Source organism: Candidatus Binataceae bacterium, assembly GCA_035508495.1.
Taxonomy (GTDB): domain Bacteria; phylum Desulfobacterota; class Binatia; order Binatales; family Binataceae; genus JASHPB01.
In genome coordinates this window covers 1-14,828 of record DATJMX010000018.1, presented here as the reverse complement: position 1 = coordinate 14,828, position 14,828 = coordinate 1, and the positions used below count along the sequence as shown (strand labels likewise).

Below are 14,828 nucleotides of genomic sequence, written 5' to 3'. Positions count from 1 at the left end.
TGGGCTCAGACCGGCTTGCGGCCAATCGAGTAGTAATTGATGTCGAGAGCCTTCATCAGATCAGGATCATACAGGTTGCGGCCGTCGAATATCACTGGCTGTTTGAGCTCGCTCTTGATTCGCTGGAAATTCGGATGGCGGAACTCGTTCCATTCGGTGAGGATGAGCAGCGCGTCGGCGCCCTTCAGAGCCTCGTAGTTAATTCGATGATACGTGATTCGGCCGTCGCGGTCGCCGACCATTCTACGGGTGTTCTCGAGCGCCTCGGGATCGTGCACCTGGCAGTTCGCGCCTGCCGCGAGCAATTCCTCGATCACGACCAGCGACGGTGCCTCGCGCATATCGTCGGTGCGCGGCTTGAATGCCAACCCCCACAGCGCGAACGTTTTGCCCGTCAGATCGGCGCCGAAATGCTGCTTCACGCGCTTGGGCAGCAATTGTTTCTGGCGCCCGTTCACTGATTCAGCGGCGCGCAGCAGGGCGAAATCGAGATTGTGCTCTGCCGCAGTATGGACCAGCGCCTGCACGTCCTTTGGGAAGCAGGAGCCGCCGTAGCCAACGCCCGGGAATAGGAACGACGATCCGATCCGCCTATCCGAGCCGAGGCCGCGTCGCACCGAGGTGATATCGGCGCCCACCGCATCGCACAGGTTTGCCATCTCGTTGATGAACGAGATGCGCAGCGCGAGCATCGCATTGGAGGCGTACTTCGTCAGCTCCGCCGACTTCGGATCCATCACCAGGATCGGATTGTCGGTGCGCACGAACGGCGCGTGGATTTCCTTCAAGATCGCGGTGGCCCGGTCGCTCAGGCTGCCGATCACGATTCGATCGGGCCGCATGAAATCCTCGATCGCAGAGCCTTCCTTCAAAAATTCAGGAACCGAGCAGACATCCACCTGATGCTTGGCGTGACGCGCGACGATCTCGCGCACGCGATCGTTGGTGCCGACCGGCACGGTGCTCTTCACGACGATCACGTGATAACCGGTGACGGCCTTGGCGACATCCTCGGCGGCTTTGAAAACGCCCGACAGATCGGCGGCGCCTGAGGCGCTCATGGGAGTACCGACGGCGATAAACGAGACCATCGATTGCGCAACCGCGCTCGGCGTGTCGGTTGTGAAGCTGAGGCGATGCTCACCGGTGTTGCGGCGCACCAGCTCTTCGAGGCCGGGTTCGTAGATCGGAACCTTGCCTTCGACCAGGCCCGCGATTCGCTTTGGATCGATATCGACGCAGATGACTTCGTTGCCGCTCTCGGAGTAGCAGGTGCCGCTGACCAGGCCGACATAGCCGCTGCCGATGACCGCTATATTCATTGGATGTTCCTAGAACTCCTCTTTAACGAGATAGATAGGTTTGCCCTGCGATTCGTGATACGTCCGCGCCAGCATCTCGCCGAGCAGCCCGAAGCTGATGAACTGAACGCCGACGACGATCAGAAGAACCGAGAGCAACAGCGCCGGACGTTTGCCGAGCTCGGCGCCAAGCAGAAGCTTTTCCATCACCAGCATCAGCGTCCACAATCCGCCGATGCCGCTGAGAATTAAGCCAATCAAGCCGAAGACCTGGATCGGCGCCGTCGAATAGACCGACAGAAACTTGACCGTGATCAGATCGAGCAGCGTGCGCACGATTCGCCACAGCCCGTACTTCGACGTACCGGCATGACGCGGACGAAAGCTGATCGGGACCTCGGTGACACGCGCGCCCTGCTCCGCCGCGATCGCGGGAACGAAGCGATGCATCTCGCCGTAGAGCTTGAGCCCCTGCGCGACTTCGCGCCGATACGCCTTGAAGGTGCATCCGTAGTCGTGCAGCTCGATGCCGGTGATCGTCGAGATGAGCCAGTTGGCCGCCATCGAGGGCATGCGGCGCGTCAGCTTTTCGTCCTGCCAGCGCTCGGTGCGCCATCCGCTGACGATGTCGTAGCCTTCGCCGATCTTGGCGAGCAGCAGCGGGATGTCGTCGGGATTATTCTGCATGTCCGCGTCCATCGCGACGATCACGTCGCCGCGCGCGCGATTGAATCCGCACGACATCGCGGCGGTCTGCCCCGAATTGCGGGCGAGGCGGACGACGTGCACCGACGGATCGCTCGCGCGAATCTTGCGCAGCTCCTCGATACCGCCGTCGACGCTACCGTCATCGACGTAGATAACCTCGAAGGAGCGGCCGAGCTTGCGCAGCGAGCGCGTCAACTCCTCGTGCAGCGGAACAAGATTATCCCGCTCGTTGTAGAGCGGAACGACTACTGAGAGATCCATTTCGAATGATGCGAGTCGGTAAGTTCGATGAATGCGCGATAGCGGTTGTCGATTTCGTCCCACGAAAGCCGCTCGAGGCGCCGCAGGCCGAAGTCCTCGACGACGAATGACGCGAGCACGCTGCCGTAAACGACCGCCGTGCGCAATGCGGACTCCGTGACGCGTCCGTTGCGCGCGAGAAAGCCCATCATGCCGCCGGCAAAGGTGTCGCCAGCGCCGGTTGGATCTATCACTTCTTCGAGCGGATAGGCCGGCACCGCGAACATCCCTTCTTTGCTGAACTGGAGCACGCCGTACTCGCCGCGCTTGATGAGCACGGTGCGCGTTCCCATCTTGATAATGCCGCGCGCGGCTTTGACCAGGTTGCTCTCGCCCGAAAGCATGCGCGCTTCTTCGTCATTGAGCGTCAGGATGTCGATGCGCGGGAGCATCGCGATCAGATCGTCGCGGCGCTCATCGATCCAGTGATTCATGGTGTCGCCGGCGACGAGCTTGGGGCTCATCACCTGCTCGAGCACGCGGGTTTGCAGCTCGGGCGAGATGTTGGCAAGGAACAGGTAGTCGCATCGCCGCTGGTCGGGCAGCAGGCTCGGCGAGAATCCTTCGAACACGTTGAGCGCGAGCTTGATCGTGTCGCGCTTGTTCATGTCCTCGTGATAGCGCCCGTGCCATCGAAAGGTCGGGCCGTCCTTCTGCTCGAGTCCGCGCACGTCGATTCCGCGATCGGTGTAAATCCTACGGTCCTCGGGACGGAAATCGTTGCCGACGACGGCGACGATGCTCACCGGCGCAAAGAAACGCGCCGCGACCGAAAAGTAGCTCGCCGAGCCGCCGAGGACGTCGGGCGCGCTGCCCTCCGTCGTCTCGAGCGTGTCGTACGCGACCGATCCAACAACTACGATACTCATCTGGAAATGCTCGCCTCGTAAATCACAGGTATTTGCCGACGAGAGGACGCAAATCCTCTTTGAGCTTGTGCGGGATCTGCGCGGGATCGGTGATGATCGTGCCCTTGAGCGCGTTCGCGCAGGCGCAGGTGCGTGACTGGTTCTGTAGCGCATGCGCGAGGCCCGAAACTGAGCGCTGCGCTTTCTCTACGTTCTGTTTCATCACGCGCAGGATTTCGCCGATGTCAACCGCCGCGACCGATTCGTGCCAGCAGTCATAGTCGGTGACCAGAACCAGCGTCGCGTAACAGATCTCAGCTTCGCGCGCGAGCCGCGCCTCCTGCATCGCAGTCATACTGATTACGTCGGCGCCGAACTGCCGATACAGCCGCGATTCAGCCCGCGTCGAGAACTGCGGGCCTTCGATGCAGAGGTAAGTGCCGCCGCGATGAACGGTCGCGCCCGTCGAGGCCGCCGCCTCGGCGACGTTCCGCGCAAGATGGGGGCAGGTGGGATCGGCAAGCGAGACGTGGACGACGATCCCGTCGCCGAAAAACGTCTCGGGCCGTTTGAATGTTCGATCGATGAACTGATCGGGAACCACCAGCTCTCCCGGTCTGATCTCTTCTTTGAGGCTGCCCGCGGTCGAGACCGAGAGCAGATGCGTCACGCCGAGCTGCTTCATGCCAAAGACGTTCGCGCGGAAGTTGATCTCAGATGGCAGCACGCGATGGCCGCGGCCGTGGCGTGCGAGGAACACGACTTCGATATCGCCGATGCGTCCCTGGTAGAAAGGATCGGACGGCCGCCCGAAGGGCGTCTCCAGCTCCATAAGCTCGACTTTGTCGAGCCCCGGCATCTGGTAAAAGCCACTGCCCCCGATGACCCCGAGTACGTTCTGTCCCATCTACACTCCGACTCAATGTTTTGTGCACGCCGCCGCGTTCACGCTGCGCGATGCTGTTCGGCGTAAAGCTGGCCACACGCCGCCGCGATATCGAGTCCCCGGCTCTCGCGAATTGTAGCGGTCAAATTACCGTTCTGAAGGATGGCTTGAAAGGCCTCGACTGACGCACGCGAACTGGCGCCCAAATCCGATCCTGCAAACGGATTGAAGAAAATAAGGTTGACCTTGGCACGCAACGGCGCGAGCAGCTTGACGAGCCGCTTCGCATCGGCGGCGCCGTCGTTCACGCCGGCGAGCATCACATACTCGAAGGTGATCCGATCGCGGCGCCGAATCGGCAGCCGTTTGCACGAATCGATAAGCTGCTCGAGCGGGTAGCGTTTATTGATCGGCGCGAGCCGATCGCGCATCTCGTTGGTCGTCGCGTGCAGCGACACCGCGATATTCACGGGAATCTCCGCGGCCAGCTTCTCCATCATCGGGATAAGTCCGACGGTCGAGACCGTGATGCGTCGCGTCGAGATACCCATGCCCCACTCCGCGGTCATGATGCGGAGCGTCTTGATGAGGCGCGGATAGTTGGCGAGCGGCTCGCCCATGCCCATGAAAACGTAGTTGGTCAACTCCTCGTCGAAACCAAGCTCGCGCCGCGCCGCGAAAATTTGCGCGACGATCTCGCCCGCGGTGAGATTCCGATGCAGTCCCATGCGCGCCGTCGCGCAGAACTCGCACGCCATCGCACATCCCGCCTGGCTGGATATACAAAGCGTGATGCGCTTGTCGGTCGGGATGATGACGGTCTCGATTTCCTCGCCGTCTTCGAGACGGATGAGCAGCTTGCGCGTACCGTCGGTGGCGCGCGCCACGTGCGCGACGGCCGCACCGCCAATCTTAAAGTGAACCTTTAGATATTCACGAAGCCCGGCCGGAACGTCGCTCATCGCATCGAAGGACTCGACGCGAGACTGGAACAGCCAGCGAGCAATCTGTCTGGCGCGGAAGGGGCGCTCTCCCCCGTCGGCGACGATTCGCTCAAGCTCTTCAAGCGTCGCATCGCGAAGGTCGCGAGACTCGGTCGCTCCCGTTTGGGTGGCAAGTTCCACGACCGATTATTCTATCGAAACCCGCCCCGCGAGAAAGGTGGGGTCAGGTCGTCGGCTCGACGCTCCCGTTGCGGCGATCAACCCGAGCGCGGCATGGGCATGTTCACCCCGCCTGACTGGATTTGCGAGCACGCCGACTTGTCACCGGAATTGCACTTGTCCTGAAGCGCCTGCATCTGCTGCGAGCTGCATCCCGCGGCGAACAGCATTCCCAAAGCGATTACGCTCACTGAGAGTCTGCTCATGGTGATTCCCCTTCAACAAGCTGTCTATCGCGACGCTAGCACCGGTTTGCGGCTAACAACAGCCGTCCGGACCGCAGCAGTTGGCGCTGCCGCTAGTGGTCGCGCGATACTCCAGGCCCTTGGTTTCGCGGGGATTGCGAACCGTGTCGCGCGTGCAATCGAAGGCGTGCGCGTTCTCTGATGCGACCGCAGTGAGAGGCGGCACAGGGATTATATCGTTGCGATATGGTGCGCTCGTGTAGAGGCGGAAGGTCTTCTCGCACACGGCCATCGACTGCCCGCGCATCAGAGTGTGACCGTCGTCGTCCTCGACCTTGCGCCACGGCCCTCGATAGATGACAGCCTGATTACAGTCGAGGCAGGGACCCTGCTTGCCCTTGAAGGCGCGGACCGTCAGCGAGCGAAACTCGATGCCCTCGACGGTCCGCCACGACGCTTCGTCGCGATGAAGGATCTCGATTCCATAGAAGCCCGCATCTTCGAAGGCGCGGAGAAAGTCATGCTGCTCGAGCGCGCCCGAAACGCATCCGCTCCACAACTCGGGGTCGTTCTTCAGATGCACCGGCACTGGCTCGTCGGCAACGATATCGGAAATTACAGCGCAGCCGCCGCGCCGCAGCACGCGGAACGCCTCGGCGAAGACCTTGCGCTTGTCCTCGTCACGAACGAGGTTGAGCACGCAGTTCGAGACCACCACGTCGACGCTGTCGGCGGCGACGAGCGGTTTCATCTGACGCTGCGCGGCAATGAAATCTTCCATCCGCGCGAGCTGTGTAACTCCGCTCACGGGATTCGTAGCCAGCCACCCATCAAGGCGATCCAGGTCGATCGAGAGATCTTCAAGACGGCCGCGCAGGAATTCGACATTGCCAAACCCGAGTTTGTCCGCGACGACGGGCGCATTGCGCCGCGCCAACGCGAGCATCTCGGGATTCACGTCAACGCCAATCACACGGCCGGACGCGCCAACGATCTGCGCCGCGATGAAGCAAGCCTTGCCGCCGCCGCTGCCAAGATCCAGCACGGTGTCGCCGGGCTGAAGATAAGGCGTTGGATCGCCGCATCCGTAGTCGCGTTCGAGCACTTCTCTGGGAATGACTTCGAGATAGCGCGGATCGTAGTTGACCGGACAGCAAAGCGCATCCTGGCGCGCCGCCGCGCCCGCCGAATAACGCTCGCGCACGACTTCATCGATATTGAGATCGGTCGCCATAGGTTAAGCCTCGCCTCGAAACTATCACAGGAGAACCTGGAGCGAAGCGCAATTTCGGAATTCCAAGGGCCTTCTTCTTCCTACTCGCGAAGTTTGCAATAATCCGCCCGTTGGTTAACGCAGGAGTGGGAATGGGATCGGTTCGATTATTGGCCAAGGGTCTCGGGATTGTGCTCTCTGCTTTGATCGTCACCGGATGCGCCAGCAGGGCTGGATGGCAATACACGCCGAATCCCGCTCAGCCGGCCAGAGTCCAGGTGCCGGTGACCGTAGCTGTCACGCATTTCAAGGACGAGCGTGGGACCACTAACACGCAGTACTACGCGGTATGCCTCATCCCGCTCGTTCCGTACTGCACCGCAAGTTACGAGCGGCCCGAGAATGCCAATGGTTTCCTGACGATGGGGGCATATAACTTCCGGCCGAGCGACGACCTCGCGGAAGCAGCTGCCACCGAACTGCGCCAGACTGGAATGTTCAAAGACGTGTTCGTGACCAATCGCGCTCAGGATCCGGGTGCGCAACTGGAACTTCGCGGCACTATCCTGTCCACTAATTGGGACGCGTCGCGATATTCCTACATGCTGGGGCCGTATAGCTCGGTGCTATGGATTCTTGGATTGCCCCTCGGCTCAGCGCAGAACAAGCTCGAGCTCCACTTGGTGTTAGTCGCGACCTCGAGCGGTCAACAACTCTGGACGACAGACATCAGCCAGGACTACTCCACGACCGAGGGCTTCTACTACGACTTCGCGACCGACTTCGGCTATCCGCAGATGTTCCGCACCGGGATGGAACCCGCGGTCGCCTCGCTGGAGGCATACGTGGCGCAGCAGCCGCCAGGATTCTGGCAGCATCTCGGATCCGATACCGCTTCAGCTACTCCAGCAAATCGCTAGCAGAATGACAAAAGACCTCGCCGCAATCCGCGCGGCGAGGTCTTTCAGTTGCGAAGCAACGAATAGCTAGCTGAGAATTTCCCGACGTGCGAAAAAGAATGCGATCTCGACCGCCGCGGTTTCGGGGGCGTCGGAGCCATGCGTCGCATTTTGTTCGACGTCGATTCCGAAGTCTTTGCGAATTGTGCCGGCGTCGGCTTTTTTTGGATCGGTTGCGCCCATCAGCTCGCGCCAGCGCTTGATCGCGTTGTCGCCCTGCAGCACCAAGACGATCACCGGGCCCGATGTCATGTAGGCGCAGAGGCCTTCGAAAAACGGACGCGCCTTGTGGACTTCATAAAATGATGCGGCATCGGCGGGCGTAAGCTGAATCTTCTTGAGCGCCGCGATCTGCAGCCCCGATCCTTCGATGCGCTTGATGATGTCGCCGGCGAGGCCGCGGCGGACGGCATCAGGCTTGATAATCGCAAATGTGCGTTCCATCAGGCCTTGCCCTCCAGCAGATTCTTCATTGTCGAGCCGAGATCGGCCGGACTCATCGCAACCGCGATACCCGCGTCCTTGAGCGCCGCGATCTTGTCCGCCGCGGTGCCGCGCCCGCCCGAAATGATCGCGCCCGCGTGTCCCATGCGGCGGCCTTTGGGCGCCGTCTGGCCCGCGATAAACGCAACGACCGGCTTCTTTACGTTCTGCTTGATATAGGCTGCGGCTTCCTCTTCGGCCGAGCCGCCGATCTCACCGATCATGATGATCGCGCGCGTCTTTGGGTCTTCGTTGAAGAGTCTCAGCGAATCGATGTGCGAGGTGCCGACGATCGGATCGCCGCCGATCCCGATACAGCTCGACTGGCCTATACCGAGCTGCGTGAGCTGATGCACGGCCTCGTAAGTGAGCGTGCCCGAGCGCGAGACGACGCCGATGTCACCCTGCTTGTGGATGTACCCCGGCATGATGCCGATCTTGCACTCGCCGGGGGTGATGATACCGGGGCAGTTCGGGCCGATGAGCCGCGACTTCGTGCCCGCCAAGTAGGCCTTCACCTTCACCATGTCGAGCACCGGGATGCCTTCGGTGATGCAGATGATGAGCTCGATCCCGGCGGCTGCGGCCTCGAGAATCGCGTCGGCTGCGAACGGCGGCGGAACATAAATGACGGTCGCGTCGCATCCCGTGGCTTTGCGCGCTTCCTCGACCGTGTTGAAAACGGGGATACCCTCGAAGTCGGTGCCGCCCTTGCCGGGCACGACGCCGCCGACCATCTTGGTGCCGTATTCCTTGCACGCCCGCGTATGAAACTGCGCCGTCGAGCCGGTGATGCCCTGCGTCAGCACGCGGGTGTTTTTGTTTACGAGAATACTCATTGAAAAGTCCTATGCTCCGATCGCCTGCACGATACGGTGCGCGGCGTCGGCCATGTCAGCGCCTGTGATTACTTTGATTCCCGACTCGGCCAGGATCTGCTTGCCCTCTTTGACGTTGGTGCCTTCCATCCGCACCACCAGCGGCACTGACAAATTGACTTGCTTGGCCGCCTCGACGACGCCCTTGGCCAGAACGTCGCACTGCATGATTCCGCCGAATATATTGATCAGAACGCCCTTCACCCGTTTGTCGGAGAGCAGGATCCGGAACGCTGCCGCCACCTTCTCCGTGTTGGCACCGCCGCCCACGTCGAGGAAGTTCGCAGGCTCGGCGCCGTAGTGCTTCACGATGTCCATCGTCGCCATCGCAAGCCCCGCGCCATTGACCATGCATCCGATATTGCCGTCGAGATGCACGTAGCTGAGATCGTACTTCGCGGCCTCGGTCTCGGCGGGATCTTCTTCGTTGGAATCGCGCAGCTCGCGGATATCCGGATGACGGAACAGGCCGTTGTCATCGAAGGACATCTTCGCGTCGAGGCATACGACGCGGCCATCCTTGGTAACAATCAGTGGATTGATTTCGATAAGTGAAGCGTCAGTCTCCCAGAACGCCTTGTGCAGCGCAGTGAGTAGAGTCACAAACTGCCCGACCTGCTTATCCTTGAGGCCGAGCGCAAAAGCGATCTTCCGCGCGACGAAGCCGGAAATGCCGAGCAGCGGATTGATCGACTCGGTGACGATACGCTCCGGAGTCTTGGCTGCGACTTCTTCGATTTCCATGCCGCCTTCGGTGCTGGCGATCACCGACACCGTGCCCGCTTTACGATCGACCAGCATGCCGAGGTACAACTCGCGCGCGATCTGGCTGGCCTCTTCGACGTAGAGCTTGCGCACGATGCGGCCGTCGGGCCCGGTCTGATGCGTCTCGATCTTGTTGCCGAGCCATTTGTTGGCGAAGTCGCGCGCCTGGTCGGCGCTCGAGATCAGCTTGACGCCGCCGGCCTTGCCGCGGCCGCCGGCATGGATCTGCACCTTGATCACGCCCTTGTCCTGGCCGAGCGCTTTGAACGCCGCCACCGCTTCATCAGCAGTCAGTGCAGGCTGGCCCTTGGGGACGGGCGCGCCGAAGCGGCCCAGGATTTGTTTTGCTTGAAACTCGTGAATATTCATTTGCTAATTTATCACTGGCTATTTGCTGAATAGATCGCGCAGCCACTTCACAGATGTCTGACGGCCAACCTCACCGATCGCGGTTGTCAGCGGGATATTCTTGGGACAAACCTCGACGCAATTCTGCGCGTTGCCGCAATCTGAAATACCACCCTCGCCCATCAACGCTTCGAGGCGCTCATCCTGATGCATCGCGCCGGTCGGATGCTGCCCCATCAGGTACACCTGGCCAATAATCGCGGCGCCCATGAACTTCGAATGATCGTTAACCTGCGGGCAAGCTTCGAGACAGCATCCGCAAGTCATGCATCGCGAGAACAGATACGCGAACTGCTGATCCTCGGAATTCACGCGCGGGCCAGGGCCAAGGTCGTAGGTGCCGTCGATCGGAATCCACGAATGCGCCTTCTTCAGGTAATCGAACATCTTCGAGCGATCGACCCACAGATCGCGCACGACCGGGAACTTCGACATCGGCTCGACCGTCGTCGTACCTTCGAGGCCCTCGGCGAGCTGCGAACACGCCTGGCGCACGCGCCCGTTGATCACCATCGTGCACGAGCCGCAAACCTCTTCGAGGCAGTTGGCGTCGAACACCACGGGGGTCGTGCGCTTACCCTGCCGCGTGACAGGATTGCGCCGAATCTCCATCAGCATCGAGATGATGTTGTGATTTGACTTGTAGGGGATCTCGAACTCTTCCCAGTAGGAAGATTTCGACGGGCTTTCCTGCCGCTTGATCCTGAGGACTGTCGTACGTTCTGCCACCGCCTGACTCCTTCCTTACGCCGCCTTCTCCGCGGGCTTCGCCGTGGCCGACTTGTCAACGTCGTAACGGCGGGCGCGCAGCGGGATCAGGCTCACGTCAACCGGCTCCCATCCGAAGCGCGGACCATCGGACGACCAGCTTGCGAGCGTGGTCTTGAGAAAATTCTCGTCGTCGCGCTCGGGGAACTCGGGCTTGTAGTGCGCTCCGCGCGATTCGTTGCGGTTGAGCGCGCCGATCGTGATCGGCCGCGCCAGCTCGAGCATGTTCCACAGGTGCCGCACGAAGAGCGCTTCCTGGTTGGCCCACTTGCCCTTGTCATTGAGCCCGATCCGGCCCCATCGCTCCTTGAATTCGAGCAACTTGTCGTCGGTTTCTTTCAACAGGTTGTTATGGCGCACGACGGTAACGTTGGCGGTCATGATATCGCCGAGATCGCGCCACAGGGCGAACGCGTTTTCGTTGCCGTCCATCTTGAAGATCTTATCGAACGCTTCGCGCTGGCGCGTCAACTCCTGGTCATGCGCGTGCGTGTCGCCGTTCGACTTGTGCGCCTTGGCGTACGCGGTCATCGCCTTGGCGCCGACTTCGCCGCCATAAACGCACGACAACAACGAGTTAGCGCCGAGGCGATTTGCGCCGTGATACTGGAACTCGCATTCGCCCGCGGCGAAAAGGCCGGCGACGTTGGTCTGCTGGTTGTAATCAACCCACAGCCCGCCCATCGAGTAATGCATCGCGGGGAAAATCTTCATCGGAACCTTGGTCGGATCCTGGCCCGCGAACTTCTCGTAGATTTCGAGCACGCCTTCGACGCGCTGGCGCAGCAGCACCGGATCGAGATGGCTCACGTCGAGGTACACCAGCGGCTGACCGTCGACACCCAGCTTCATCTCGAAGATGACCTTGTGAATCGCGCGCGTTGCGATATCGCGCGGCACCAGGTTTCCGTACGCCGGGTACATCTCTTCGAGGAAGTACCATGGCTTACCTTCCTTGTAGGTCCAGACGCGGCCGCCCTCGCCGCGGATCGATTCCGAGATTAGGCGGTTCTTGTCTTCGCCCGGCACTGCCGTCGGGTGAACCTGGATAAACTCGCCGTTAGCGTAGGTCGCGCCCTGCTGATAGCAGGAGCTCACCGCCGAGCCGGTGTTGACGAGCGACTGCGTCGAGCGGCCGAAGATGAGACCCGGGCCGCCCGTCGCTATCATCACGGTGTCGGCGGGGAAGGTGCGCATCTCGAGCGAGCGCGTGTCGATCGCGCAGATACCGCGGCAATCGCCCGCCTCGTCCTGCACGACGCTCAGCATCTCCCATCCTTCGAACTTGCGGATGAGTCCAGCGGCCTCGTAGCGGCGCACCTGCTCGTCGAGAGCGTAGAGAAGCTGCTGTCCGGTAGTCGCGCCGGCGAACGCGGTCCGGTGATGCTTGGTGCCGCCGAAGCGGCGGAAGTCGAGCAGGCCCTCGGGCGTGCGATTGAACATCACGCCCATGCGATCGAATAGATAAATGATAGCGGGCGCGGCTTCGCACATGCCCTTGACGGGCGGCTGATGCGCAAGGAAGTCGCCGCCATAGATCGAATCGTCGAAGTGAATCATCGGCGAGTCGCCCTCGCCCTTGGTATTCACCGCGCCGTTGATTCCGCCCTGCGCGCACACCGAATGCGAGCGCTTCACCGGAACGATCGAAAACAGATCGACCTTCTCGCCTTCTTCGGCGAGCCGCATGGCGGCAGTGAGGCCCGCGAGGCCGCCGCCGACGATCAGATGGTTACCTGGCATGATGCTCTCCTAAGCCGGTGCGCGAAACGCCACCAGGATCGACACGCTCACGATCGCGAGCACGACAAACGCCGCGAGGCAGGCCTTGCTGACGAGGTTCTGCGCGCGCGGTCCGGCCGCGATTCCCCAGGTTATCGTGAAAGTGAAGATGCCGTTGGTGAGATGATAAACGCACGCCAGCGTGCCGATGAGGTAAGTCGCGAGGATCACCGGATTCATCATGAAGCCGTGCATGCGCGCGTAGGTCGATTCGACTCCGGTCGCATAGTACCAGCCGCGCGTCGAGATGAAGTGAAATGCAATAAACAGGAACGCGAGAATGCCGGTGACGCGCTGGAGGGTGTAGCTGGTGTTGCGCGCATACGCGTAGTTGCCGACGTTGGGCTGCGCCTGGGCCGTGATGATCAAGCCATAGACGGCGTGGAACGTGATCGGGATCCACAGCAACAGCGCCTCGACGCCGATCTGGAACGGCAGCGTGCGGGTGAACTCGGTTTCCTTCCACCACGCGTTGCCGCCGTGCAGCACATAGGCATTTTCGAACAGATGAAAAAATAGAAAACCGCCGATCGGGATTATCCCCGACAGCGAATGCAGCCGGCGCAGCGTCCAGTGACGCTCGTCGGCCGTCATCCCGGATGCGACCGGGTTTGCGATCGCCGCTTCTTCAGCCATGATCTTTTCCGTCCACCTCTAGTTACCAGCAGCTATCACTTTGTCCATTGCATCGATCAGCTCGCGCACATGCGCGACCGAGCTGTCGAATGCCTTCTTTTCGGCCGCGGTGAGATCGATCTGCACCACCTTCTCGACGCCGCCCGCGCCGATCACAACCGGCACGCCCGCGAAGAGGCCGCTCTGCCCGTACTCGCCATCGAGGTAGGCCGCGCACGGCAGGATTTGCTTACGATCGAGCATGTACGCCTCGACCATCTGGTATACCGCCGTACCGGCCGCGTAATACGACGAGGTTTTCATCAGCTCGACGATCTCGCCGCCGCCGGTGCGCGTGCGTTTTTCGATCTGCTCGAGACGCTCTGGCTTGATCAGCTTCTCGACCGGCACGCTGCCGATCGTGGTCTGACTGCGAATCGGCACCATGTCGTCGCCGTGCCCGCCGAGCACCATCGCCGAGACGCTGGCGACCGACACGCCCAGCTCCGCGGCGAGGAAGGTCCGGAAGCGTGCCGAATCGAGCACGCCCGCCTGCCCCACGATCCTATGCTTGTCAAAGCCGGTGACGCGCTTGAGCTGCGTCACCATCGCGTCGAGCGGATTGGTGACCGCGATAATAAACGCGTTGGGCGCGTGCTGTTTGATCGCGCCACCCACGTCGTTCATGACCTTGGCGTTGATCTTGAGCAGATCGTCGCGGCTCATGCCGGGCTTGCGCGGCGAGCCCGAGGTGACGACGCAGCAATCGGCGCCCGCGACATCCGCGATATTGGTGGTGCCGGTGACTTTGACATCGACGCCAAGCACAGGCGCCGATTCGAGCATGTCGAGCGCCTTGCCCTGCGGCAGGCCGTCAATAATGTCGTAGAGGACGATATCGCCGAGCTGACGCAGGAAACAGAGATGGGCGCAGGTCGCGCCGACATTGCCCGCGCCGATAAACGCAATTTTTTTACGAGCCACGCTAGTCAGGGCCTCCCGTGGATTTCCTTCCTGAAGCCTACCTTATAATCGTACCGCTTATAATGAGCAATACTTAAGTAACGCGACGTGCCAGGCAAGGGCCCGCCGACGTTGAGGCGTGTCGTTACATAGCAACGATCGAATGCGTTGTGAAGTGAGATGCGAGCCCTGGTTTGACGATCGTGGACCTCGAAGCGGCGCGTGCGTCTTTCGCTTGCGCTATGAAGCGCGTTGCTAACCTCCCGCGCTCTCGCGCCAGGGCTTCTGAGGGCCGCATGAGCGAGGCGTCAGCGTGGTTAGGATCCACATAACATTCCATGTGAAAATCTCACATTGAACGTGAGAACATTGTATGAGATTTCTCTACAATCCATTGCATCCAAGAATAATAAATTCCATTCTGTAAATGCTCTCAATTAGGTAAAGCATCTTTAAGCATGCGGAGGATGGTCTATGCTCAAGCAGTTTCATCGAAAATCGATCGCAGCCGGCGCTGCTGCTGCGATCTTCGGCGCACTCGCTCTTAGCGCAGGCGTTGCTAAATCCGAAAAGCCGCCCGCGGTCGTGGTCAACACCGATCTC

At 60.9% G+C, this 14,828-nt stretch carries 15 protein-coding genes; 1 reads left to right on the top strand and 14 read right to left on the bottom strand.

The window, feature by feature from the left end; translation table 11 throughout:
- Positions 1-5: 5 nt before the first annotated feature.
- The 7 genes from VMA09_05855 to VMA09_05825 all read right to left on the bottom strand — a co-directional run bounded on the left by VMA09_05855 (position 6) and on the right by VMA09_05825 (position 6,625).
- Positions 6-1,322 (bottom strand): UDP-glucose/GDP-mannose dehydrogenase family protein, encoded by a 1,317-nt coding sequence (locus VMA09_05855; protein ID HUA33110.1) that lies wholly within the window; start codon positions 1,320-1,322, stop codon positions 6-8.
- A gap of 9 nt (positions 1,323-1,331) precedes the next feature.
- Positions 1,332-2,270, bottom strand: coding sequence for a glycosyltransferase family 2 protein (locus tag VMA09_05850; GenBank protein HUA33109.1), 939 nt, complete (start codon positions 2,268-2,270; stop codon positions 1,332-1,334).
- A complete protein-coding gene (locus VMA09_05845) occupies positions 2,255-3,178 on the bottom strand; it encodes a PfkB family carbohydrate kinase (protein HUA33108.1) in 924 nt (307 codons plus the stop codon). Before VMA09_05845 ends, VMA09_05850 begins: the two co-directional genes overlap by 16 nt.
- Before the next feature lie 22 nt (positions 3,179-3,200).
- On the bottom strand, positions 3,201-4,064 hold the full coding sequence (gene mtnP, locus VMA09_05840; GenBank protein ID HUA33107.1) for an S-methyl-5'-thioadenosine phosphorylase: 864 nt from the start codon (positions 4,062-4,064) through the stop codon (positions 3,201-3,203).
- A 38-nt stretch (positions 4,065-4,102) separates the two neighbouring features.
- Complete coding sequence (gene rlmN, locus VMA09_05835; GenBank protein ID HUA33106.1) at positions 4,103-5,167, bottom strand: 23S rRNA (adenine(2503)-C(2))-methyltransferase RlmN; 1,065 nt, start codon at positions 5,165-5,167, stop codon at positions 4,103-4,105.
- A gap of 77 nt (positions 5,168-5,244) precedes the next feature.
- Positions 5,245-5,412, bottom strand: a complete 168-nt coding sequence (locus VMA09_05830) for a hypothetical protein (GenBank protein ID HUA33105.1) — start codon at positions 5,410-5,412, stop codon at positions 5,245-5,247.
- A 52-nt stretch (positions 5,413-5,464) separates the two neighbouring features.
- On the bottom strand, positions 5,465-6,625 hold the full coding sequence (locus VMA09_05825) for a methyltransferase domain-containing protein (GenBank protein ID HUA33104.1): 1,161 nt from the start codon (positions 6,623-6,625) through the stop codon (positions 5,465-5,467).
- A 131-nt stretch (positions 6,626-6,756) separates the two neighbouring features.
- On the opposite strand from VMA09_05825, the gene VMA09_05820 reads away from it, so the two are divergent.
- On the top strand, positions 6,757-7,524 hold the full coding sequence (locus VMA09_05820) for a hypothetical protein (protein ID HUA33103.1): 768 nt from the start codon (positions 6,757-6,759) through the stop codon (positions 7,522-7,524).
- A 66-nt stretch (positions 7,525-7,590) separates the two neighbouring features.
- Here VMA09_05820 and ndk read toward each other — a convergent pair whose 3' ends face one another.
- The 7 genes from ndk to mdh are packed head-to-tail and all read right to left on the bottom strand — an operon-like array spanning position 7,591 to position 14,246.
- Positions 7,591-8,007, bottom strand: a complete 417-nt coding sequence (gene ndk, locus VMA09_05815) for a nucleoside-diphosphate kinase (GenBank protein HUA33102.1) — start codon at positions 8,005-8,007, stop codon at positions 7,591-7,593.
- The gene (gene sucD / locus VMA09_05810; GenBank protein ID HUA33101.1) at positions 8,007-8,885 is read right to left on the bottom strand and encodes a succinate--CoA ligase subunit alpha; all 879 of its coding nucleotides are present in this window, start codon (positions 8,883-8,885) and stop codon (positions 8,007-8,009) included. Before sucD ends, ndk begins: the two co-directional genes overlap by 1 nt.
- A 9-nt stretch (positions 8,886-8,894) precedes the next feature.
- The gene (gene sucC / locus VMA09_05805) at positions 8,895-10,058 is read right to left on the bottom strand and encodes an ADP-forming succinate--CoA ligase subunit beta (protein ID HUA33100.1); all 1,164 of its coding nucleotides are present in this window, start codon (positions 10,056-10,058) and stop codon (positions 8,895-8,897) included.
- A gap of 18 nt (positions 10,059-10,076) precedes the next feature.
- A complete protein-coding gene (gene sdhB, locus VMA09_05800) occupies positions 10,077-10,826 on the bottom strand; it encodes a succinate dehydrogenase iron-sulfur subunit (GenBank protein ID HUA33099.1) in 750 nt (249 codons plus the stop codon).
- A 15-nt stretch (positions 10,827-10,841) separates the two neighbouring features.
- A complete protein-coding gene (gene sdhA / locus VMA09_05795; GenBank protein HUA33098.1) occupies positions 10,842-12,608 on the bottom strand; it encodes a succinate dehydrogenase flavoprotein subunit in 1,767 nt (588 codons plus the stop codon).
- Positions 12,609-12,617: 9 nt separating this feature from the next.
- On the bottom strand, positions 12,618-13,283 hold the full coding sequence (locus tag VMA09_05790; GenBank protein HUA33097.1) for a hypothetical protein: 666 nt from the start codon (positions 13,281-13,283) through the stop codon (positions 12,618-12,620).
- An 18-nt stretch (positions 13,284-13,301) separates the two neighbouring features.
- Positions 13,302-14,246, bottom strand: a complete 945-nt coding sequence (gene mdh, locus VMA09_05785; protein ID HUA33096.1) for a malate dehydrogenase — start codon at positions 14,244-14,246, stop codon at positions 13,302-13,304.
- Positions 14,247-14,828 lie beyond the last annotated feature (582 nt).

Bases quoted from the DNA above. Each gene is read 5' to 3' on its own strand.
- VMA09_05855 (HUA33110.1), bottom strand. From the start codon at position 1,322: ATGAATATAGCGGTCATCGGCAGCGGCTATGTCGGCCTGGTCAGCGGC.
- VMA09_05850 (HUA33109.1), bottom strand. From the start codon at position 2,270: ATGGATCTCTCAGTAGTCGTTCCGCTCTACAACGAGCGGGATAATCTT.
- VMA09_05845 (HUA33108.1), bottom strand. From the start codon at position 3,178: ATGAGTATCGTAGTTGTTGGATCGGTCGCGTACGACACGCTCGAGACG.
- mtnP (HUA33107.1), bottom strand. From the start codon at position 4,064: ATGGGACAGAACGTACTCGGGGTCATCGGGGGCAGTGGCTTTTACCAG.
- VMA09_05830 (HUA33105.1), bottom strand. From the start codon at position 5,412: ATGAGCAGACTCTCAGTGAGCGTAATCGCTTTGGGAATGCTGTTCGCC.
- VMA09_05825 (HUA33104.1), bottom strand. From the start codon at position 6,625: ATGGCGACCGATCTCAATATCGATGAAGTCGTGCGCGAGCGTTATTCG.
- VMA09_05820 (HUA33103.1), top strand. From the start codon at position 6,757: ATGGGATCGGTTCGATTATTGGCCAAGGGTCTCGGGATTGTGCTCTCT.
- ndk (HUA33102.1), bottom strand. From the start codon at position 8,007: ATGGAACGCACATTTGCGATTATCAAGCCTGATGCCGTCCGCCGCGGC.
- sucD (HUA33101.1), bottom strand. From the start codon at position 8,885: ATGAGTATTCTCGTAAACAAAAACACCCGCGTGCTGACGCAGGGCATC.
- sucC (HUA33100.1), bottom strand. From the start codon at position 10,058: ATGAATATTCACGAGTTTCAAGCAAAACAAATCCTGGGCCGCTTCGGC.
- sdhA (HUA33098.1), bottom strand. From the start codon at position 12,608: ATGCCAGGTAACCATCTGATCGTCGGCGGCGGCCTCGCGGGCCTCACT.
- VMA09_05790 (HUA33097.1), bottom strand. From the start codon at position 13,283: ATGGCTGAAGAAGCGGCGATCGCAAACCCGGTCGCATCCGGGATGACG.